19 protein-coding genes are annotated in these 20,996 nt (G+C 58.8%); 8 read left to right on the forward strand and 11 right to left on the reverse strand.

Going from position 1 to position 20,996, the window contains the following annotated elements:
- Positions 1-295: 295 nt before the first annotated feature.
- The 5 genes from AGR1_RS17040 to AGR1_RS17060 all read left to right on the forward strand — a co-directional run bounded on the left by AGR1_RS17040 (position 296) and on the right by AGR1_RS17060 (position 7,662).
- Entirely contained in the window at positions 296-1,264 is a 969-nt protein-coding gene (locus tag AGR1_RS17040) for a fibrinogen-binding protein (protein WP_080795915.1), read from the forward strand.
- Positions 1,265-1,411: 147 nt separating this feature from the next.
- On the forward strand, positions 1,412-3,430 hold the full coding sequence (locus AGR1_RS17045; RefSeq protein WP_149147653.1) for a hypothetical protein: 2,019 nt from the start codon (positions 1,412-1,414) through the stop codon (positions 3,428-3,430).
- Between the two features lie 83 nt (positions 3,431-3,513).
- A complete protein-coding gene (locus AGR1_RS17050; protein WP_149147654.1) occupies positions 3,514-5,715 on the forward strand; it encodes a type I secretion system permease/ATPase in 2,202 nt (733 codons plus the stop codon).
- 8 nt (positions 5,716-5,723) lie between these two features.
- The gene (locus AGR1_RS17055; protein WP_080795910.1) at positions 5,724-7,082 is read left to right on the forward strand and encodes an HlyD family type I secretion periplasmic adaptor subunit; all 1,359 of its coding nucleotides are present in this window, start codon (positions 5,724-5,726) and stop codon (positions 7,080-7,082) included.
- A gap of 85 nt (positions 7,083-7,167) precedes the next feature.
- A complete protein-coding gene (locus tag AGR1_RS17060; RefSeq protein ID WP_149147655.1) occupies positions 7,168-7,662 on the forward strand; it encodes a hypothetical protein in 495 nt (164 codons plus the stop codon).
- Here AGR1_RS17060 and AGR1_RS17065 read toward each other — a convergent pair.
- The 4 genes from AGR1_RS17065 to AGR1_RS17080 all read right to left on the reverse strand — a co-directional run bounded on the left by AGR1_RS17065 (position 7,659) and on the right by AGR1_RS17080 (position 12,233).
- On the reverse strand, positions 7,659-8,927 hold the full coding sequence (locus AGR1_RS17065) for an O-antigen ligase (RefSeq protein WP_149147656.1): 1,269 nt from the start codon (positions 8,925-8,927) through the stop codon (positions 7,659-7,661). The two genes, AGR1_RS17060 and AGR1_RS17065, sit on opposite strands and share 4 nt — an antisense overlap.
- A gap of 7 nt (positions 8,928-8,934) precedes the next feature.
- A complete protein-coding gene (locus tag AGR1_RS17070) occupies positions 8,935-10,191 on the reverse strand; it encodes a polysaccharide biosynthesis/export family protein (protein ID WP_149147657.1) in 1,257 nt (418 codons plus the stop codon).
- 194 nt (positions 10,192-10,385) lie between these two features.
- Positions 10,386-11,066 carry a sugar transferase gene (locus AGR1_RS17075; RefSeq protein WP_077984348.1) on the reverse strand — a complete coding sequence of 227 codons (681 nt, stop codon included), beginning with the start codon at positions 11,064-11,066 and terminating at the stop codon, positions 10,386-10,388.
- A gap of 618 nt (positions 11,067-11,684) precedes the next feature.
- Entirely contained in the window at positions 11,685-12,233 is a 549-nt protein-coding gene (locus AGR1_RS17080; RefSeq protein WP_080795900.1) for a cupin domain-containing protein, read from the reverse strand.
- Between the two features lie 145 nt (positions 12,234-12,378).
- On the opposite strand from AGR1_RS17080, the gene AGR1_RS17085 reads away from it, so the two are divergent.
- Complete coding sequence (locus tag AGR1_RS17085; protein ID WP_149147658.1) at positions 12,379-13,713, forward strand: aspartate aminotransferase family protein; 1,335 nt, start codon at positions 12,379-12,381, stop codon at positions 13,711-13,713.
- A gap of 54 nt (positions 13,714-13,767) precedes the next feature.
- Here the strand turns inward: AGR1_RS17085 and AGR1_RS17090 are convergent, their stop codons facing one another.
- The 4 genes from AGR1_RS17090 to AGR1_RS29630 all read right to left on the reverse strand — a co-directional run bounded on the left by AGR1_RS17090 (position 13,768) and on the right by AGR1_RS29630 (position 16,982).
- Complete coding sequence (locus AGR1_RS17090; protein WP_137411622.1) at positions 13,768-14,553, reverse strand: L,D-transpeptidase; 786 nt, start codon at positions 14,551-14,553, stop codon at positions 13,768-13,770.
- 19 nt (positions 14,554-14,572) lie between these two features.
- On the reverse strand, positions 14,573-15,628 hold the full coding sequence (locus AGR1_RS17095) for a murein L,D-transpeptidase family protein (protein ID WP_187772214.1): 1,056 nt from the start codon (positions 15,626-15,628) through the stop codon (positions 14,573-14,575).
- A 176-nt stretch (positions 15,629-15,804) separates the two neighbouring features.
- Positions 15,805-16,584 (reverse strand): SDR family NAD(P)-dependent oxidoreductase, encoded by a 780-nt coding sequence (locus tag AGR1_RS17100; protein ID WP_187772215.1) that lies wholly within the window; start codon positions 16,582-16,584, stop codon positions 15,805-15,807.
- 2 nt (positions 16,585-16,586) lie between these two features.
- A complete protein-coding gene (locus tag AGR1_RS29630) occupies positions 16,587-16,982 on the reverse strand; it encodes a hypothetical protein (protein WP_187772216.1) in 396 nt (131 codons plus the stop codon).
- Positions 16,983-17,079: 97 nt separating this feature from the next.
- Here AGR1_RS29630 and AGR1_RS17110 point away from each other — a divergent pair, with 97 nt between their 5' ends.
- Positions 17,080-17,652, forward strand: a complete 573-nt coding sequence (locus AGR1_RS17110) for a DNA-3-methyladenine glycosylase (protein ID WP_149147661.1) — start codon at positions 17,080-17,082, stop codon at positions 17,650-17,652.
- Here the strand turns inward: AGR1_RS17110 and AGR1_RS29895 are convergent.
- The 3 genes from AGR1_RS29895 to AGR1_RS17125 form a co-directional block, all read right to left on the reverse strand.
- Positions 17,630-17,824, reverse strand: a complete 195-nt coding sequence (locus tag AGR1_RS29895; protein WP_149148006.1) for a hypothetical protein — start codon at positions 17,822-17,824, stop codon at positions 17,630-17,632. The genes AGR1_RS17110 and AGR1_RS29895 overlap by 23 nt on opposite strands.
- A gap of 228 nt (positions 17,825-18,052) precedes the next feature.
- Positions 18,053-18,250 carry a hypothetical protein gene (locus AGR1_RS17120; protein ID WP_080795888.1) on the reverse strand — a complete coding sequence of 66 codons (198 nt, stop codon included), beginning with the start codon at positions 18,248-18,250 and terminating at the stop codon, positions 18,053-18,055.
- A 174-nt stretch (positions 18,251-18,424) separates the two neighbouring features.
- Entirely contained in the window at positions 18,425-19,438 is a 1,014-nt protein-coding gene (locus tag AGR1_RS17125; RefSeq protein ID WP_080795886.1) for a substrate-binding domain-containing protein, read from the reverse strand.
- Positions 19,439-19,707: 269 nt separating this feature from the next.
- On the opposite strand from AGR1_RS17125, the gene AGR1_RS17130 reads away from it, so the two are divergent.
- Positions 19,708-20,973, forward strand: a complete 1,266-nt coding sequence (locus tag AGR1_RS17130; protein ID WP_149147662.1) for an ABC transporter substrate-binding protein — start codon at positions 19,708-19,710, stop codon at positions 20,971-20,973.
- Positions 20,974-20,996 lie beyond the last annotated feature (23 nt).

Consider the following 20,996-nt stretch of genomic DNA (forward strand, 5'->3'; position numbering starts at 1 on the left):
ACGTGTGTTTGAAAAACGCCGGTCCCTTTTCAAGAAAACATGCAAGCAAAAAGACGAAGCCACCGCGCTCCCCTGCTGGAGCGAGGAACGGATTTGTGCGCCTTTTTACCGAGTAGCGCACAAGGGCTGAACGAAAAGAGCCCGCTCACGGGCCACTGCCGAACCGCAGATGATGCGTACCGAGTGCATCTGCAAAACGTCAATCTTCATGCTACCTGGAGCAAGCGCGAAAAAATCCCGTTTGAGATGAGAGGGATTTCGAAAGCTGCTCCGAGCTTTTTCGGAGGAAATCGAAATGGGTTATGATCACAAGGCATCTGGCAGCGACGACGACATCACCAAGATCGGCGCGCTTTCCGAGGGTTTTGCCAACACCTCGACCAATGACGCCAAGGTAGATGACAGCAATGTCGGCACCGCAAACGGCGAAAACCGCAACAACGACAACAGCGACAACAGCACCAATGTGGATGTTGACGCCAAGATCGATGTTGACGCCAATAACGGTGACAATCGCGACAACGACTATGACTGGAGCTATGACAGCAAGTCGTATAGCGACAACGACACGACAGTCAAAACAAGCACCGAAACCAGCACTGATATCAAAACCGACTACGACTGGAGCTATGAAAGCAAGTCGTACAGCGACAATGATACCAATGTGAAGACAATTACGGATACGGACAACAAGACGTTCTCCTATTCCGACAACGACACCTCCACCAAGACCACCACGACCTCCGACAGCTTCAACTCCGCAGACAGTTTCTACAAGTCGGATGACGACTTCGGCAACATCATGGGCGTCAAGGATGTCGACAATCTCGGCGTTGCCGGCGGAGACCTCACCTTCAATCTGGGTGACGACTTCTCCTTCACCCTCGACGTCGACAATATCCTCAACGGCTCGCTCAACGGCGACGGCAATGACACCGGCTTCAGCATGGTGCAGGCCAACCACCTGGCAGATCAGGATATGGCCTACGACGTCAAGATGCAGAACGGCGGCGCTGAAAACCACCTGAGCGCCAATGCTGGTGACGCCTACGGCGCCGAAGGCATGGACGGCAAGGGTTGGGACCTCAAGGCCGGCGACGACGCAGCAGGCACCAGCACTGCGGATGCATCGGCAATCCTTGCAAATTCCGGCTTCCATCTGGAACTGGTGCAGGGCGCCAACATGCTCTCCAATGCAGTTGATGTCACGATCACAGGCGGTAACTCGCATGTATCTGACGTCGGTGAGGATACCAGCGCCTGACGGGCGCCTCTCGAGAAAATAGCTGCACCGGCACCTGTCGGTGCAGCTTGCGGTTGAACGACCAGGCTGGGTAAAACGAAGCACCGCCTCTGAGAAGTGTGCCGCCCGCCTCTCCCGTCCGCCGCAGCGATCAGGGAGGGACCTCCGATGCATATCGACAAGATTTCGGACATGATTGCGCATTTCATCGGCCTGTTCGATACAGTGATCGAGGACGCGCGGCTGAGAACGAATTACAGCGAAGGCCCGGCGCACTCAAATCCGGACCGTCTGCCGGACGATGAGGCGGCAAAACTGCTCGACAAAAATTATGATGTTGCGCTCAAGGACTACGATCCCGGCGTCAACTACCGCGCCGGTTATTATGATTTCGATTATCTGCAGCCGCATTTCGCGCGCATGGTCGAATACGACATGCAGCAGCTCGCAAATGCTGTCCCTATCGATATTTCCGCCGCCCATTTCCGTTTTCCCGGCCGTCTTTCGTTCGAGGAGGAGTACGAACTGGTGGTTCACACCGGTCCCGGCTCGGTCATCGCACATGTGGCGCAGGTCAATATTCTTCAGGACGACGACTACCTGAATATGACGGACGGCCCCTATGCGGCCCGCGATACGACCTTTGTCACAGCCCGCACCGTCGAGTTCTACAACGACGCCTCCACCTTCACGCCTTTTGCCGGTTTCCAGCGCACAGACAATTACGATGCCCTGCAGGCACTTGCCAAATCTGCGCACAACTATATCGATCACGCCCGCGAAAACGACGTGACGTCGCTCGGCACCGGCGCGGATCAGGATTTCGTTCTTGCCGGCCACGACATCGACGGGCTTTATATCAACGGCTCGGTTGCCAGTGAAAAGCCGATGCTCGACGACTACATGCCTGATCGCGGTATCGCCAAGCCGGCGGAAGAGCCGGAAAAGAGCGATGTTTCGCTGCATGAGGACACCCCTGCCGGCAACAGCCTTGATGTAGCCGCAGGCGCCAATGTCGTCGCCAACATCGCCACGTTGGTCAATACCGGTGTCATGACGTCGGTAACCGCCGTCATGGGCGACTATCACCAGATCGACGCGATCACCCAAGCCTATATCTATAGCGACAGGGACGAGATCGACTCCGTTTTCACACGCGCGGAAGATCAGGCGGCGACGGCAGCCTTCAATATCGCCAGCTTCGAGCGTAGCGTCTATCCAGGCGCCGAAAACACGGAGAACAGCAGTCAGGGCAACGGCGAGCCGCCGATTTTTCCAACCGCCTGGCGCGTCAGTGTGCTGGAAGGCGACGTTTCTTTTGTGCACTGGATCGAGCAGTACCAGTTCGTCAGCGACAACGACACGATGACGATAACGACCTCCGGCGCCACCGTCAGCCTGCTGACAGGCGGCAACGCGGCACTTAACATTGCGAACTTCCTCGGCATCGGCATGCAATATGACCTGATCATCGTCGGCGGCGACGTGCTGGACATGAACATCATCAGCCAGATGGCGGTGCTCTACGACAATGACTGGGCGCGCGCCAATCCCGATGCACCGGAAGGCGCCACCATCCAGTCCGGCAACAATTTGCTGTGGAACGATGCTGCCATTCACAACGTCGGCAGCAACGACCGTTTCGAAACCATGCCGGACTATATGAACCAGACAGTGAACGCCATCAACGAGCGCGATCCCAACATGCCGGATGCGCTTGCTCATGACGTCAATTTCGTCGGCTATGAGGGTCTGAACGTCCTCTACATCACCGGCAATCTTTATGACGTCAGCATCATAAAACAGGTGAGCGTACTGGGCGATTCCGACGATGTGACGCAGGCGGTCGCCAAGCTCGCCGAAAATAACGAGGACGCCACCATCCATATCGACACCGGCAGCAATGCCGTCGTCAATCTGGCGCAGATCATCGACTACGACAGCTTCGGCTCCACCACCTATGTCGCCGGCGGCGTTTATTCCGACGCCATACTGATACAGGGCGGCATCATCGAAAACGACATGTCACAACCCCAGCAAGGCCAGCTGGCGAACGAGGTCATCGCCTTTCTTCACGACGATCCCGCCACCATCGAAAACGAATCCAATGGCGTCATCAATGCCGGTCACGACCTGTCATGGTCGAATGCCCATCCGGCCGACGTCATGCAGACGGTCGTTGCGTAATCTCCGGCAAGCGGGACTGCAAACGCACCCCGCCGCAGCCGGAACCGCAAACACCGCTAGATCACCGAGGGGACCGATATAAAATGGATCATATTTCAAGAAAAAACATCGCCGACGGACGCTCGCTTGACTTGCCACTGGATCAGGAAGCGGAAGACAGCAAACTGACGGATGCCTGTATTTCAGCAATCAATGAAGCCGTCGAGAACCTGCGCCAGTTATCCGGTGCGGAACAGACGGCAAAAACCGTTTCATCCCCCGCGCAGACCGCCTCCCCACAAGTTATCTCCCAACCCCATGCAAAAACCGATCAGGCGGAACAATTACGGGATGTTCCTCCAGAACGGCCGGCACCTCAACGGGATAGGCAACCCGCCTCCCCGCCGGAACCACAGGCCAAGATCGACAATGGCGACCTGCCTTTCGTCAAGACCATCGACAATAATGACGGGCCGGTCCGTGAAAACGAACGCCGGCCGGTGACGGGCGGCGGCGGCAAGGAGCCGACGGACAATGGCGGTGGTGGCGGCGGCGGCGGCGGTGGAAGCCAGAGCGGTTTTCACAAACGCAGCGAGCCGATCAATTTCGCCGCAAGCCTTGCCAAGGGCATCGCCGCCGTGCGGCGCAACATGGTGGTGGTGATGCTGTTCACTGTCGCCATCAACATCCTGCTGCTCTCCATCCCGCTCTATCTGTTCCAGATTTCCGACCGGGTTCTGACCAGCCGCTCGATGGATACGTTGGTGATGCTGACTGTCGCCGTCATTGGCGCGGTTCTGCTGCAGGCCTTCATGGACGCCATCCGCCGCTTCATCCTGATGCGCACCGCCGTCGAACTCGAGGTGCAGCTTGGCGCGCCGATCCTGTCCGCCGCCGCCCGCGCCTCCCTGCATGGCAACGGCAAGGACTATCAGACCTTGCAGGATCTGCAGCAACTCCGTTCTTTCCTCACCTCCGGCACCCTCATTGCCTTTCTCGATGCCCCGCTGATGCCGCTTTTCATCGTGGTGGTCTATCTCGTCCATCCACATCTCGGCATCATTATCATGGTCTGCTGCGTCGTGCTGTTCATCATTGCCTGGCTGAACCAGCGCTTCACTGCGAGACAGTTCGCCGAAGCATCAGGTTATCTCAGCCGCGCCAATTTCCACCTCGATTCCATGTCGCGCAATTCGCAGATCATCAATGCGCTTGCGATGATCCCTGAGGCGGTGAAAATGTGGGGCCGCGAAACCGCCGGTTCGCTGAAATCGCATGTGGCGGCGCAGGATCGCAACATCATGTTCTCAGGCGTCTCCAAGGGCGCGCGCATGATCACCCAGGTGGCTCTGCTCGGCTGGGGCGCGCATCTGTCGCTATCCGGCGAACTGACCGGCGGCATGGTGATTGCAGCCTCCATCATTTCCGGCCGCGCGCTGGCGCCCATCGAGGGCGCGATCGAAGGCTGGCACCAGTTCAACAAATCCGCCGCCTCCTATGGCCGCATCAAACAGCTTCTCGTCAATTCGCCGCTAAACTTCCCGCGCCTGCGCCTGCCCAACCCGGAAGGGCGTCTCGACGTCGAGCGCATCCTCTTCGTACCGCCGCCGCAGAAGAAGGTGATCTTGAACGGCATTTCCTTTTCGCTGAAAAAAGGGGAATCGCTCGCCATCATTGGCAATTCCGGCTCCGGCAAGACGACGCTCGGCAAGATGCTGGTCGGCTCCATCCTTCCCACGTCAGGCAATGTGCGCCTCGACCTCATGGATTTGCGTAACTGGGACCAGCGGCAATTCGGTGAAAGCATCGGTTACCTGCCGCAGGATGTGCAGCTTTTCCCCGGCACCATCAAGGCCAACATCTGCCGCATGCGCGACGATGTCGAAGACCGGCAGATTTACGAGGCCGCGGTACTGGCGGATGTGCACGAACTGATCGCCGGCTTCCCACAGGGTTATGAGACCGTGGTCGCCGCCGATGGCGCACCGCTTTCAGGCGGCCAGAAACAGCGTATCGCACTTGCCCGCGCCTTCTTCGGCGATCCCAAATTCGTGGTTTTGGATGAGCCAAACTCCAATCTGGATACACAGGGCGAACAGGCTCTGGCCAAGGCGCTGCTCCACGCCAAAAGACAGGGCATCACCACCGTCACTATCACCCAGCGGCCGGCGCTGCTTCAATGCGTCGACAAGATCATGGTGCTGAAAGACGGATCGGTCGCCATGTTCGGCGAAAGGATGGACGTGCTGAAGGCGCTTTCCGGCAATGGCCGCCAGGCTAACCAGTCCCCGCAAATCGAGGGTTGAGGATCGTCATGTTCAAAAAGAAAACCGCCATTGCCGAAGTCAAACCCCAGGGCCAGCTGGAGTGGTACAGCGAGGTGCCGCGCTCGATCCGCCTGCACAGTTCGATCGGCCTTACCATGCTGCTCGCCTCGTTCGGCGGTTTCGGATTCTGGGCCAGCACCGCACCGCTCTCTTCCGCCATCATCGCGCAGGGCAGTTTCGTCGCCACCGGCAACAACAAGGTGGTGCAGCATCTGGAAGGCGGCATCATCAAGGAAATGATGGTAAGCGAAGGTGAGACGGTCAAGGAAGGCGATGTCCTTCTGACGCTGGACAAGACGACGGCGCTTGCCAACGAGCGCATGCTGCAACTGCGGCGGCTTCGCCTCGAGACCATCGTAATGCGCCTGCGCGCCGAGGCCCAGGGCGCAAGAAGCTTCAAGGTGCCTGATATCGTCATGAAGGAAGCCGGCGATCCGGATATCAATTCCATCATCCAGAGCCAGAACATCGTGTTCCACAGCAAGCTCATCAAGCTCGAAGAGCAGCTGAACCTCATCGACAAGAACATCAAGTCGCTGGAGTTCCGCTATGCGGGGTATGAAGGCCAAAAACAATCCTTCGACCGGCAATTGGCGCTTTTGACACAGGAGCGCGACTCCAAGGAACGGCTCGCCAAGGACGGCGTCATCCGCAAGACCGACATGCTGGCGCTGGAGCGCGCCATCGCCGACGCCATGGGCGATATCGCCCGGCTGAGTGGCGAAATGAACCAGAGCGAGGCGGAAATCGCCAAGTTCCGGCAGGAAGCGGTCATTGCCGTCAACGCCAACAAGCAGGCGGCGCTCGATGCGCTGGAAACCGCCGAATCCGATCTCGACAGCGTGCGCGAACAGGTGCGCGGCGCGGCTGAAGTGCTGGAACGCACCATCATCCGCTCCCCCGTCAACGGCACCGTGGTGCGCGCCTATTATCACACGCCTGGGGGCGTCATCACGACAGGCAAGCCGATCATGGAAATCCTGCCCGCCCATGTTCCCCTCATTCTCGAGGCACAGGTGCTCAGAACCTCCATCGACCAGCTGCATGAAGGGCAGACCGCCGCAATCCGCCTCTCAGCGCTCAACCGCCGCACCACGCCAGTTCTGAACGGCAAGGTCTTTTACGTTTCAGCCGACAGTATCGAGGAAAATGCCGGCCTTCAGGTCAAGGACGTCTATATCGTGCGCGTCCAGATACCCGACGAAGAGATCGCCAAGGTCCATAATTTCCATCCCGTGCCCGGCATGCCGGCCGACGTATTGATCCAGACCTCGGAGCGTACCTTCTTCGAATATCTGACCAAACCGATCTCGGACAGCATGTCCCGCGCTTTCAAGGAAAGATGAAGAAATAACAGGGATTTACACTGTCAATCCCACCCCTGTCGGCATATAATGCCCGTATAATTCTTTTGGGGTGGGAGAAGCGGGCATGGCGGTGATGTCGGATGTATTGCTGCTGGTCGGCAGGCTGAATTACGTGTGGACCAACACGGAAAGCCTGATGATCTATCTGATCGTCCATCTCCTGAGAGTGGAGAAGGAAGCGGCAATCGTCGTGTTCCTGACGCTTAACACCACACGGGCGCGAATGGATCTGATTGAGCGCCTGGCGAAGCTTCCTTCCACCGATGCGAAAGACCGCAAGACCATACTCTCCATCATGGCGCGGCTGAAGAAAGAAGCGAGGACGCGCAACAAATACAATCACTGCATCTATTCCTTCGACGAGAAGGGTGAGATTGCCAGTACGCAGCTCATGCGGCTGGTGGAGGATGACAGCCAGGTGCGCTACGGCAAGGTCGAGCGCATGGACGAGAAGGAAATCGGGCAGCTCGAAAAATCGATCGCCGACATCGTCGAGGTCAGCAAGGACATGTGGAGTTTCATCCACGCCAGTCCGCACGTCTCGGCGGATTATCTCTAGGCTCTCGTTTGCAACCGCATTCCGATTGCCGGGTGTTGCTCGCTCCCCTCGGAAACCCTTGCCGGAAGACATAGTTTCCCGGCGGCGAAATAAAGCAGGAACGAGCCTATCTGGTAGGGGAAGATGATGTCGATCTCTACGAAGGAACGCACGACAAACAGGGCGCAGATCGCAAACAGGATGACGCCCTGCGGATCGCTCTTGCGCATCAGCACCGAGCGCAGATGCCCGAGCAAAGTGCCATAAAGCACCATGCCAAGCAGCAGCATGCCGACAAAGCCGTTTTCCACCACGGTCTCGATGTAGGTATTATGGAAATGAAAGCCGCTGCGGCCGGTAATGAAGAAATCGTTCCACAACCGTTCGGCATCGGGAAAACCCGCAACCCAGAACCCCTGATAACCGACGCCGAGGATCGGCGTCTGTTTCGCCGCCTCGATGCCCTGCTGCCAGAGGTAGGTTCGGCCGGTCAACGTCGAATCCTTGCCGAAAATGCCGAGAATGGCGTCCAGCAGGCCGAATTGCAGGGAAGCGACCGCCAGCAATGCGCCGAGACCACCGAGCACAAAAAACGTCATCTTTCGGTTCGCCGGCGACAGCATGCCGATGGGAATGAAGCCGATGATAAGGGCGACCACTGCCGCCGTGGTAATAGTGGATGTGGCCGATTGGGACGCAAGGAGGCTATAGGCCGACAGGAGCCCGGTGACGCCGGCAGTCGGCAACCAGATGCCCCTTTGCTTGAGCACCAGCACCGATGCGGCGGCAAAAATGACGCCGAGCGAGGCATAAAAGCCGAGCTGGTTCTTGGAAGAAAAAGCGCCGACGAAACTATAGGTGCCATCCAGCGCATCGAAGAGATAAATGCCGAACAGCAGCGAATAGAGCAGAACGAGGGCGATGCCAATCAGCGCACCGCGCGTCAGCGTCCAGATCGAGATCACCCGCATGGCGATCAGCGCGCAGACGATATGCGTCATATACTGGATGGAGGCACGCATGGTCACCGAAGCCGCTTCTGACCAAAAACTGGACAAAACCGTCAAGATTCCGAAGGCGAATATCCAGAGATAGCGCGGATAATTGCCGAGCACGCGCCGATAATCGACCACAACGAGCGGCAGCCACATGCCATAATAGGCCAGAACCGAGATTTGCCCGAAACGCGACGAATAGGCGAAAACGAAGAACGACAGCGCAATGGCCGCCATTCCATAAACTTCGTTGCGTTCGGGATCGATCAGCGCCGATTTGGCGATCCGCATTGAAACCTCACTGCATCAGGATTTCAGACGAGACCTTGATGACATCGCCGGGCTGGAGCATGGCGTTTTCATCCACCTTTAGCTCCTTCGGCTTGCCGTTCTCCTCACGCACCACGACATAGCTGATTGTCGCGGACTTGCCCGACGGGTCAAAACGGATCGCTTCCGCTGATTGCGCCAACGCTTCCGACATCAATTCGCGGCTGGTGGTCAGCTGCAGGTTAAGCTTGTCCAGTTCCGCTTCCGTGTCCTGCAGTTCCTTGGAGCGCTGCGCCACCCAGTCGTTGCGCAGATTGATCTCGTCCTGGGTCGCCTTGTTGATATCCTGTTTGGCGCGCAGCGACTGCGTATCGATATCGAGCAGGTTGGATTCCACTTCCGCGGCGCGTTCTTCCGCAGAAATGCGCCGTTGCGACAGCGCAAGCCCCTGCTCGTTCAGCCGGTTGACGCGGTCGCGGTCCTCGTTGGCAAGCTGGAGCTGACGGTTCTGCGTCTCCGATTTCTTCTTCAGGGATTCGACTTCGCTCTCCAGAAGGGCGTGGAGGTCCGTCAGCGCCTTGAGTTGCAGGGTGTAACGTTCGGTGCGCGATTTCATCAGCGCGCTTTCGCTGGCCAGCAGCAGGTCGATATCGCCGATCTTTTCCATTTCAGGCGTCTTGGCGATGGTCGCGTCACCCTTGACCTCGGCAATCAGCCGCGCCTGACGGGCAAGCAGCCTTGCGCGCTGGTTGTCATAGACGGCTGCGTCACCACGGGCATTGATGAAGTCGCGGGCAAAACGCTGCCCGGCATCCGAGCGCCGCAGACCCCCGGCAAGGCTGACCGCCTTCAGCACCGTGAGATTGGCGGCATAGGGATATTCACCCGGCGTCTGCACATCGCCGCTCAAGAAGATCGGCCGGAACTGCGCGATCTCGACGGAGGCCGAAGGCAGGTTGCGAAGGGCGAACTTGCTCTGAAGCTGGGCTCCAATCTCTTCGCCGACCTCCGATGGGCTCTTGCCCGCAACATCCAGCTGGCCGATGAAAGGCAGGGAGAGCGCCCCCGACGGACCGACGGAATAATCGCCGTTGATGACATCCCAGTTGCGGATGCTACCATCCGCCGGCTGCCATTCGGCAACGCGGATACGCAGCTTGTCAGCGGTACCGAGCTTATATTGGGCGCCATCCGCAGCCATGGCTGAGAGCGGCGCGGCAAGGGCGACGGAAGCGGCAAATACGAGGGCCACAAACGGGCGGGGGGCGGCAGACAAGCCGTTCATCGGGAAACTCCCTGTTAGCGGATCGCCACACGGGCGATCCGGCCGTCGCGCAACTGGGCAGGGCCGTCTGCACAGCGCCGCGAAAAGCGGCCGGTATGATTAGCACCAATGACGCACCCAAAGACCGGACTTGGGATCCCGGTCGGGGTGCGTGTCGAAACGAAGATCGATAAAGCCGAACTCAATATCGGTTTTCAGTAGCTTCCGCGTGAAAGGCACACGGCGGGTATGGTCTTGACGATGATGAAGACATCCTGACGCATCGACCAGTTCTGCACATAGTGCGTGTCGAAAGCGACGCGTGTCTTGTAGGATACGTCGTTGCGGCCGCTGATCTGCCACAGGCCGGTCAGGCCCGGGCGGGTGCTGAGATAATAAGCGGCGGCGCTCTCATAATAGCTCAGTTCCTCATCGACGACCGGGCGTGGGCCAACCACGCTCATTTCGCCGCGGATGATGTTGAGAAGCTGCGGCAGTTCGTCAAGCGAGAGCTTGCGCAACACGGCGCCGACGGCAGTAACCCGCGGGTCGTTCTTGAGCTTGCGGGTGGCGCGCCATTCTTCGGCCGCTTCCGGATTGGCCGCAAGATATTGCCGGAGAATCTCATCACCGTTCATCGCCATCGTCCTGAATTTCAGGCAATGGAAATAGCGGCCATTATGCCCCACACGCCGGTGCCCATAAAAGATCGGGCCGGGATCGGACAACTTCACCAGCACGGCGATCAACAGGAATATCGGGCTGAAGATGAGCAGCGCAAGCGCAGCGGATGTCATATCGAAGCTGCGTTTTGCGATGCCCCCGATAGGGAAACTGACATCGAAATCTTCGGAGCTGCTGAGTGTCTGTTCAGCCGATTGGGTCGCGGACTTCATAGAGAGAACTCCATTTATGTTTTGCGATTGGTCGGTGCCCGGAGGCGCGTCTTTCCGTCTAAAGGAGATAACAAGTCTGTGTTCGGAATTTGATGCTAATGGATTTTTTGTAAGGCACATTGGCCATAACCGTCTATGCGATTTCTTGCGCGAACGGCCGATCAACGTCCGAGCAATATTAACGGTTGCATAAAAAAGCAACAAATGCGCCGACGGCCATGTGTTGAGAGCATGGGTGCCGCCCCGGCATGTATTAGGTTTTATACCGACGATAGTCTTTTCTTATGTGTTTCTTCTGTCTTGGCGAGATGAGACAGGAACGTTAAGAACAGCAACGTCTGTAACGGAATATAAAAATTTTTTGCGTCGCAGCAAGATTGCGGCAATGCATATAAAATTTGACATATCCGCCGGGATTTTTTGCCTGACATTGCAGGGCCGCCAAGAAAAAGCGATGGAAAAATTGCTAAAGCGGCGCAAACACGGCAAAAGAGTGGCAGGAAACTGCGTTCTGGTCATGGCAGCCACGCAAAATCGTCATAGCTTCCAGCCGTTTTTCACGGAATTGCCCCGATTTGCCCCTTCTAATAGCATCACGAGGCGCAAAAACCGCTGGAATCAGAAGGTCGGCGGTGTGCAGGCGCTGATGACCTCACAGGGCACGGGACCGACGCAGCGGAAGCGGTGCGGCCTGCGGCTTTCGAAATAATAGGCGTCGCCCGGCCCCAGCACCCGCCTTTCCTCATCGACCGTCACTTCCAGACGCCCGGAGAGGATGATGCCCCCCTCCTCGCCATCGTGAACCAACGGCACCTTGCCGGTGTCCGCCCCCGGCTGGTAACATTCCTTGAGGATCTGCAGGCTGCGGCCGAACACATTCTCGCCCACCTGCCGAAAGGAGATCGGCCCTTTGCCGATTTCAACCAGCTCATCCGCCCGGTAGAAAGCCTTGCGGCTTGTCTCCGGCTCGAAAGCGAAAAATTCGGCAAGGCCGATCGGTATACCGTCAAGAATGCGCTTCAACGCGCCAACGGAGGGGTTGGAGGTGTTGGTTTCAATCAGAGATATCGTCGAATTGGTGACACCGGCACGCCTTGCCAGTTCCCGCTGGGAAATATTATGGCGCAGCCGCAAATGGCGCAAACGCCCGCCTATATCCACCGACATGCCTGAGCCCCCGTTGCCCTTGTTCGAAATATCGAAAATCCGTGTTCATCACTATAGCATTTTCAATGGCTTGGCCAAAGACAGAAAAGGGCTTGTTCAGTCGCGAAAATAGCTTTCAATCACCGGCAACGAACAGGAGATCACCATGGACAACCCGAGCCGATCCAATTCCACCTCACTCGACAGCTACTGGATGCCGTTTACCGCCAACCGGCAGTTCAAGGCTAATCCCCGCCTGCTGACCAGCGCCGAGGGCATGTATTACACCAGCAATGACGGCCGCCAGGTTCTCGACGGCACGGCTGGCCTTTGGTGCGTCAATGCCGGCCACGGCCGCCAGCAGATCGCGTCTGCCGTCAAGCACCAGCTTTCGACCATGGATTACGCGCCCTCCTTCCAGATGGGCCACCCGGTTGCCTTTGAATTCGCCGAGCGGCTGGCGGAAATTGCGCCCGGCCCGGAAGGTGCGAAGCTCGACCGTATCTTCTACACCGGATCCGGATCGGAATCGGTCGATACGGCGCTGAAGATCGCCATCGCCTACCAGCGCGCCATCGGCCAGGGCACCCGCAGCCGGTTGATCGGTCGTGAGCGCGGTTATCATGGCGTCGGTTTCGGCGGCATCTCCGTCGGCGGCCTCGTCAACAACCGTCGCGTTTTCCCGCAAATCCCTGCAGACCACCTGCGTCACACCCATGATCCGGCGAAGAACAGCTTCGTGAAAGGCCAGCCCGAGCACGGCGCCGAGCTCGCGGACGATCTGGAACGGCTGGTTGCCCTGCATGGCGCGGAAACCATCGCCGCCTGCATCGTCGAACCGGTCGCCGGCTCCACCGGCGTGCTGGTGCCGCCGAAGGGTTATCTGGAGCGCCTGCGCGCCATCTGCGACAAGCACGGTATCCTTCTGATTTTCGATGAGGTCATCACCGGTTTCGGCCGCATGGGCTCCACCTTCGCCACCAACTATTTTAGCGTTACGCCAGATATCGTCACCGCTGCCAAGGGACTGACCAACGGCGCGATTCCGATGGGCGCGGTCTTCACCAGCCGCAAGGTGCATGATGCGCTGATGCATGGGCCGGAAAACCAGATCGAGCTGTTCCACGGCTATACCTATTCCGGCCACCCCGTCGCCTGCGCCGCCGGTATCGCGACGCTCGACATCTATCGCGATGAGGGCCTTTTCACCCGCGCGGCTGAATTGCAGGATGTCTGGCACGACGCCATCCATTCCCTGAAGGGCCTACCGAATGTCATCGACATCCGCACCATAGGCTTCATCGCCGGTATCGAGTTGCAATCGCGCGACGGTGCTGCCGGCGCACGCGCCTATGATGTCTTCGTGGATTGCTTCGAGCGCGGCCTGCTCATTCGCGTCACCGGCGACATCATCGCCCTTTCACCGCCACTGATCGCCGAAAAATCCCATTTCGACGATATCGTCTCCATCCTCGGCGATGCGCTGAAGCGCGCGCAGTAAGAACCATGCAAACAAAAAAGGCCGCGCCTCGAAGCGCGGCCTTTTTGTGCCTTGTCAATAGGTCTGTGTCGGTTGCGACAGGCCGTCGCCGATCACGCCGTTACCATATTGCGCCACGGGCACACCGTCCTGGCTAATCGGCACGCCCTGTTGTGCGGGGCCGAGCGCCGTCACCACGATCGGCGTCCCGTCGGGCACGCGGTTATAAAGATCGATGATATCCTGGTTCAGCAGGCGCACGCAGCCTGAGGATACCGACTTGCCGATGGTCCACCATTCCGGCGAACCGTGCAGGCGATAGATCGTGTCCTTGCCATCCTTGAAGATATAGAGCGCACGCGCGCCGAGAGGGTTCTTCAGGCCCGGCTCCATGCCGCCGTTGCGGCTGCTATAGGGTTCCAGTTCTGGCTGGCGCGCGATCATCTCATCGGGCGGCGTCCAGCGCGGCCATTGCCGCTTATACTGAATGACGCCGCGGCCGGACCATTCAAAGCCCGCACGGCCAAGACCGACGCCGTAACGCATGGCCTGATTGTTCTCATAGGTGAGATAGAGGAAATGATTGGCCGTATCGACCACGATGACGCCGGGGCGCTCACCTGTCGGGTTCGCCACCATCTGCCGCAGGAACTGACGCGGAATCCGCTTATAGGGAATCTCGGGCAGCGGGAACTGTTCGTCCGGCTTGGGGCCATACATCATGGCGTACATCGGGTCGTCAGCAGGCGGCGCAGGCCTCGCGGCCTCACGCGTCGTCGTGTTGCAGCCCGCAAGGCCGGCAAGCGCCACGCCACCTGCTCCAAGCAGGAAACCCCGCCGGGTCGTCATCGTCTTGTTCAATTGAAAAACCTCATTTACGTCATCTCACGCTGGCAAAGGGATCTGCCAGCGCCGCCTCGGGGCGGCTTATAGGATACTTCGTGCCGGAAACCCGCGACGCCATGGCCTTGGCGCCGCTGGATTTCAAAATGGCTCGGAAGCTTGGATGCATGCCGCCGTCTACATACGCGCTGAGCGGGGGGGAAGTTCCGTCGCTCATGGCAGCGGCAAGCTTTTGTTGCTCTTCGGCCAGTTTCGACGCCACCAGCGGATCCTGCTGGTTGATCGCCGGCGGGCATGCCGCCAACGGATCGGCAGGTTCGCCTTCGGCAAATTCACTGTTGAAAACATAACGGCGGCCGCAGACGGAAACCTTGGGCTGCCTGCGCGTTACCTCGAAATAATCGTAGCCTTCCTTCAGCGTCTTCCAGAACGGCATGTTGGGGTCGTCCCGATGCGCCGCCATGTTCCTTGCGGTCATACGGAAGGGATAGGCCTGCACCTGAAAACGGTCCTGTCCGCCCTGGAGCGCACGCGCGACGATGGCGTAAATCTCACCAACCTGCGCATCCGTCATGGCGTAGCAGCCGGAAGACGAGCAGGCGCCATGCACCATCAGCGCCTCACCGGTGTAACCGAGCGCCGATTCCAGCCGGTTAGGATAACCGAGATTGAAGGAGACATAATATTGTGAGTTCGGGTTCAACATGCCGGCCGAGACATGATAAAAACCTTCCGGCGCCTGCCGGTCGCCCGACTTCATCTTGGGGCCGAGTTTTCCGGACCAGCGGCACATGGGATAAGCCTTGAGCAGAGCGTAATTTCCGGTCTTGTCGATCTTCCAGACCTCAAGCTCGCTTTCCTGCTTGAAAATGCGAACGAGGACAGGGCTTTCCGGGCGCATGCTCTTGGCCGACATCTGCGCCATCATCTTGGACGACAGTTTCGGCGGGTCTTTCTTGACGCTATCGAGCCCCATGGAAGTGCACGCGGCAAGGCCGCCACCGATCGCAGCGATCGCAGCCATTCTTGCCCCTGCCCTCATCTTTTGCCGCAACCCCGCAACCGCGAAATCCAGCATTGCCTGCATGCCCATGGATCGTTTTGCCCGCCTGATTTGCCCGCCTTTCCGGCAGACGCTTAACTATCGAAGGTGGCCACAACACGGCAACCTCGCCCATGGACAAAGTCTCGTGAACAGACGTTACCCATTCGTTAATCATAAGGACACAAGCCTGTGATGCCGCTGGCGTTGAGCTTAAAGGCTGCAGATTATCGGAGCAACCCTTGGCCGCCATCGATCCAAACCGGCGTGCCGGTAATGTGGCGGGACGCATCCGACGCCAGGAAACCGATCAGCGCGGCGACGTCGTCGCTCGTTCCGGCCACGCCGCCTGTCACAGGAATATCCCCGGCTGGAAAACGGACAGGAACCTCCGTTTTTTCCCGTCCGCGTATATCGGTATTTTCATCGATAGCCGTTTCGATTTCGCCCGGACACACGGCATTGACGCGAATACGGTGACGCCCCAACTCCAGCGCCAGTTGCTGCGCCATGGCGAGTTGCCCGGCCTTCGTCACGGAATAGGCCGTAGCACCGGGTGACGTGAAGGTGCGGGTGCCATTGATTGACGAAATGATAACGATGGATCCGCCGCCGGCCGCTTTCAGATGCGGCACGCTGGCATGGACGGTGACATAGGTGCCGCGCAGGTTGATGCGGATCGTATCGTCCCATTCGGACGGTTTCAGCTCATCGATGGGCGCCCAGACACCATTGACGCCGGCATTGGCCACCACGACATCAAGCCGGCCGAAATCCTCAACCAGCGCTGCGACCGCGTGACGCATGGCCGCCTCATCCGCCACATCGGCCATGAGCACCTTCGCAGAACCGGATTCGGCTCCAATTTCACGCGCGACATCGTTCAATTCCGATTCGGTGCGGCCCAACAGACCAACCGAGAAGCCCTGCGCCGACAGATGAAGGGCGGCGGCGCGCCCGATGCCGGAGCCAGCGCCGGTCACCAGTGCAACTTTGCGAACAACCAATCTCACTGCCCTCCTTTTCGCGAAGCAATGGAGGTGACCGTCGCCGAGACGGGATCACTCGCCGGGAAACTGTCTTCCAGCCCTTCCTCAAGCTCTTCCTCCAGAATTTCGCGGTCACGCGCAGTGCGGGCGCTCGCCTGCCCGTGCAGCTGCTCGTGAGGCGCATCGTCCTGCGCGGTGCCGAGAGCGGTGAATTGCGAGGGCGCATCTGCACCATGGCGCGTTCCGAAGGCGGTCAGTTGCACCATCACAGCGCTCGCCCGCTTGATGGCCTCGGCATCGTCGATCCCTTCAAGACCGTCGGCGAGGCGAACCGAGACCTGTTCACCGTCGCTGCCGACGAACTCGACGGAGATAACTCCGTTATTGCGTTTTACATAGGTCGTGGAAAGTTGCATGACATGCCCTCCGGCTGGGGAAGCACCGGTACGAATCCGATGCTGGAAAACGGTTAGACGCTGAATTCACAACGACGGCAGAGCGGAAGGGTTCCAGATGAATCAGGCCTTTGGCCCGGAAATGCAGGAGCCTTTCTTCCTGCGCGATGCGGTGGATGTCGCCCGCGCCCTCATCGGCGCGGAGTTTCGCGTCGGCGATACTGGCGGCATCATCGTGGAAACAGAGGCCTATCATCCGGACGACCCGGCATCCCACAGCTTCAACGGGCAGACCCCGCGCAACAGGGCGATGTTCGGCCCGGCCGGCCATCTTTATGTCTACCGGTCGTATGGCATTCACTGGTGCGCCAACTTTGTCTGCGCCCCGGGTTCCGCCGTGCTTCTGCGCGCCATCGAACCCATGACCGGCATCGACATAATGAAACTGCGAAGGGGAACTGACAAGCCGAAACTTCTCTGCTCAGGTCCGGGCAGGCTCTGTCAGGCGCTGGCGATTACGGGGGAGATGGATGGCGCGCCGTTGAACGCAGCACCTTTTTTCCTTCAGTTGCCGAAAGAAGCCACCGCCGTTACCAGCGGCAGACGAATCGGCATCAGCCGCGCGACGGAATATCCTTGGCGCTTCGGGCTCAAAGGCTCAGTATTCGTCAGCAAGAAATTCGAGAATTGAGAGGCGTGAAACGCGAGAGCACCCTCGGTGGCTCGTCATTTTCGTCGGGGTTGGGAATCGGCGCCTCATCCGGCAACCGGTCGGGTTCCGGTTCTTTTACCGGCGGTATATCCGGCTGCGGCGGCACAGGCATCGGCGGTTCGGGATAGGGCTCGACGGGAACGGCTGACATGGCGGCCTCCTGATAACCATGCTTTGCCACCGTGGACACAAGCAGCAGTTTTATAGCATGGGACAGCGCCTTCGCGCTTAAACAAGTCAGGCGGCGCAACACCCAATTCGCCCATCGGTCAAATGCCGGTCAGGTCCCTTCGGTCAGGTTACGCCGCCCTGCGGGTCGTACAGGGAAAACGCGGAGACGGCCTGTCCGTTCCGTTTTAAGGAGGTTTTTTGCGTCGGCTCAGGCGAAACCCAGCGCGCTGCGGGAAATATCGCGATTTTCGCAATAGTCGCGGGAATGGGCCTCGTGACCATGTTCGCGAGCGGTCGAGCGGGTCAATTCCCGGCTTGGAACATTGAGCAACGCATCAGCATAGGTGCCGGTCGCCTCGACGTCATCGATCACAGTCTGCTGTTGCAGCTTTAGAAATTCAAACATCCGTCCACCTCCTTCGACACGTCCCCTCAACGCGCCGGCCCGGGTCCCGTTCCATAACGCCCGTGACTGTTCCGATTATACATGAGACGACGCAGACGTATAGATGACGAAAGGCGAACGTCATCAAACGACGTTCACAAAATGGAGTGGAATCAGGGAGCTATGGCACCAGGCTCAGGCCGGACCGACCGACTCCCGCAAGATCAGTTCGACCGGCCACAATTCCTGAACCTCGCGGACGGGGCGACCGCCGATGATCTGTAAAAGCAGGTCCGTCACCCGCATCCCCGCCATGCGCATGGGCGAGCGAGTGGTGGAAAGCGGCGGCATCATGCTTTCCGGCGTGAGGTAAGGAAAAACGTCGTCGTGGGCGATGACGGACACATCCTTGCCGATCGTCAGCCCCATCTGCGTGGCCGCACGATATACCCCCTGCGCCGTCATCATCGCGCCCGCTACAAAGGCGGTCGGCCGCGGCGTCTGCTCCAGAAGCGAGCGGGCAAAGCGGAAAGCCGTCTCCTCGCTGAAGTGCTCGTTCATCATGAAACGCGGATCCGGCATGATACCGTGGGTGGCCATCGCTTCGCGAAAACCCTGTTCGCGGTCCTGCACGAAGGTGCGGCCCACCGGACCATTGATGAGCGCAATGCGGCGATGGCCGCGCTCCAGAAAGTGGATCGTCGGACGATAGGTCACATCGTGATTGTCGATATCGAGCCAGGCATGCTCGAACGGCGTCTTCGAGCGGCCATGCACGATGAAAGGCACGCCCAGCCGGTGAAGCAAAGCAATACGCTCGTCGTCGGGGCGGGGGCCTTGCACGATTATGCCATCCACCCGACCGCTGGCCGCTAGCCGGCTGAAAATCGCCAGTTCCTCTTCGAGATTATTATCGACGGTGACGCTGACGAGAATGTCGGTTTCTTCCCGTTCGAGCCGGGTGGCCATGCCGCCCATGAATTCCGAAAAGAAATGCCCGCCGCCTGAACGACCCATGACAACGCCGATGGCGCCGGCCCTGCCCGTTGCAAGCCTCACAGCGTTGGCATTCGGCCGGTAGCCATATTTCAGCGCAGCCTCCATCACCCGCTGGCGCGTTTCCTCGCGCACCTCGGGGTAGCCGCCCAGCGCCCGGCTGACAGTGGTGGGCGAGAGCCCGACTTTCTCTGCGAATTCCTTGAGCTTCATAATTTTTTGCCAATTTGCCCCTGCATGCGTTGCCGCCGCAGATTTTTCAAGCAGACAAAAATTGAAAACGATTTCAAATTTTGTCCACCTGAAACCTTACAGTTGGTCAATACGAATAGCAAACGCCGAAAAAATTCAGGCAAAAGCAGCCCAATTCCGGGAAAACAGAAAGAGTATTGACAGATCGCCCGGCTTTTGAGAGCCTCGCACCAGTCAAAAGCGCTTTCAATTTTGAGGATAATCGGAAGCGTCAACGGAGGAGTTTGACAATGAATATTTCCCTGAAGACTTTGTTCCTGTGCGGAACCGTGTTTTGCGGCGCCGTTTCGGCTCAGGCGGCCGAACTTTCGATCGCCGCCAACTCGACCGGCAAAAACATCGCATTTTTCAAGGAGCGGATAGCCGCCTTCGAAAAGGAAACCGGTCACAAGGTCAATCTCGTCACCATGCCGTCATCGTCCAGCGAACAGTTCAGCCAGTACCGGCTGTGGCTTGCCGCCGGCAACAAGGATGTCGACGTCTACCAGACGGACGTGATCTGGGCGCCGCAGCTGGCCGACCAGTTCGTGGATCTGACCGCAGCGACCAAGGACGTCATCGGCGATCATTTCCCCTCCATCGTCGCCTCGCAGACCGTGGACGGCAAGCTCGTCGCCATGCCGATGTTCACCGACGCGCCAGCGCTTTTCTATCGCAAGGACCTTCTGGAAAAATACGGCAAGCAGCCGCCGAAAACCTGGAAGGAACTGAGCGAGACCGCCAAGGAAATCCAGGACAAGGAGCGTGCGGCTGGCCAGAAGGACCTCTGGGGCTTCGTTTTTCAGGGCAGCGCCTATGAGGGCCTGACCTGCAACGCGCTGGAATGGATCGCCTCTGCCGGTGGCGGCCATATCGTCGAGACCAACGGCGATATCTCCGTGAACAATGAAAAAGCCGCGGCCGCCATCGAAACCGCCAAGGGCTGGGTCGGCACCATCGCGCCGCAGGGCGTACTTGCTTACAAGGAAGAAGAAGCGCGCGGCGTCTGGCAGACCGGCAATTCCGTCTTCATGCGCAACTGGCCTTACGCCTACGCCTTGGGCAATGGAGATGACAGCGCCATCAAGGGCAAGTTTGGCGTCACCCCGTTGCCCGCCGGTGCGGAAGGCGAAGCCCCTGCCTCGACACTCGGCGGCTGGAACCTCGCCGTTTCGAAATATTCCGACGATCAGGAAGCGGCCATTCAGCTGGTGAAATTCCTGGCGTCGAAAGATACCCAGAAGATGCGCGCGATCCAGCTCTCCAACATGCCGACGATCGCATCCCTTTACGATGACAAGGATGTCGCCGACGCGCAGCCCTTCATGCCGACATGGAAACCAATCTTCCAGACTGCGGTTCCGCGTCCCTCCGCCGCGGTGAAGGTGAAATATAACGAGGTTTCGGCGAAGTTCTGGGGTGCTGTGCACAACACGCTCTCCGGCAACGGCACGGCGGCTGAAAATCTCGAACTTCTCGAGGTTGAACTGACCGATCTCAAAGGCAACGGCTGGTAATCCGGCCCGCGCGGGAAGCGGTC

The sequence above is a fragment of the Agrobacterium sp. B1(2019) genome (genome assembly GCF_008274755.1).
Classification (GTDB): domain Bacteria; phylum Pseudomonadota; class Alphaproteobacteria; order Rhizobiales; family Rhizobiaceae; genus Agrobacterium; species Agrobacterium salinitolerans.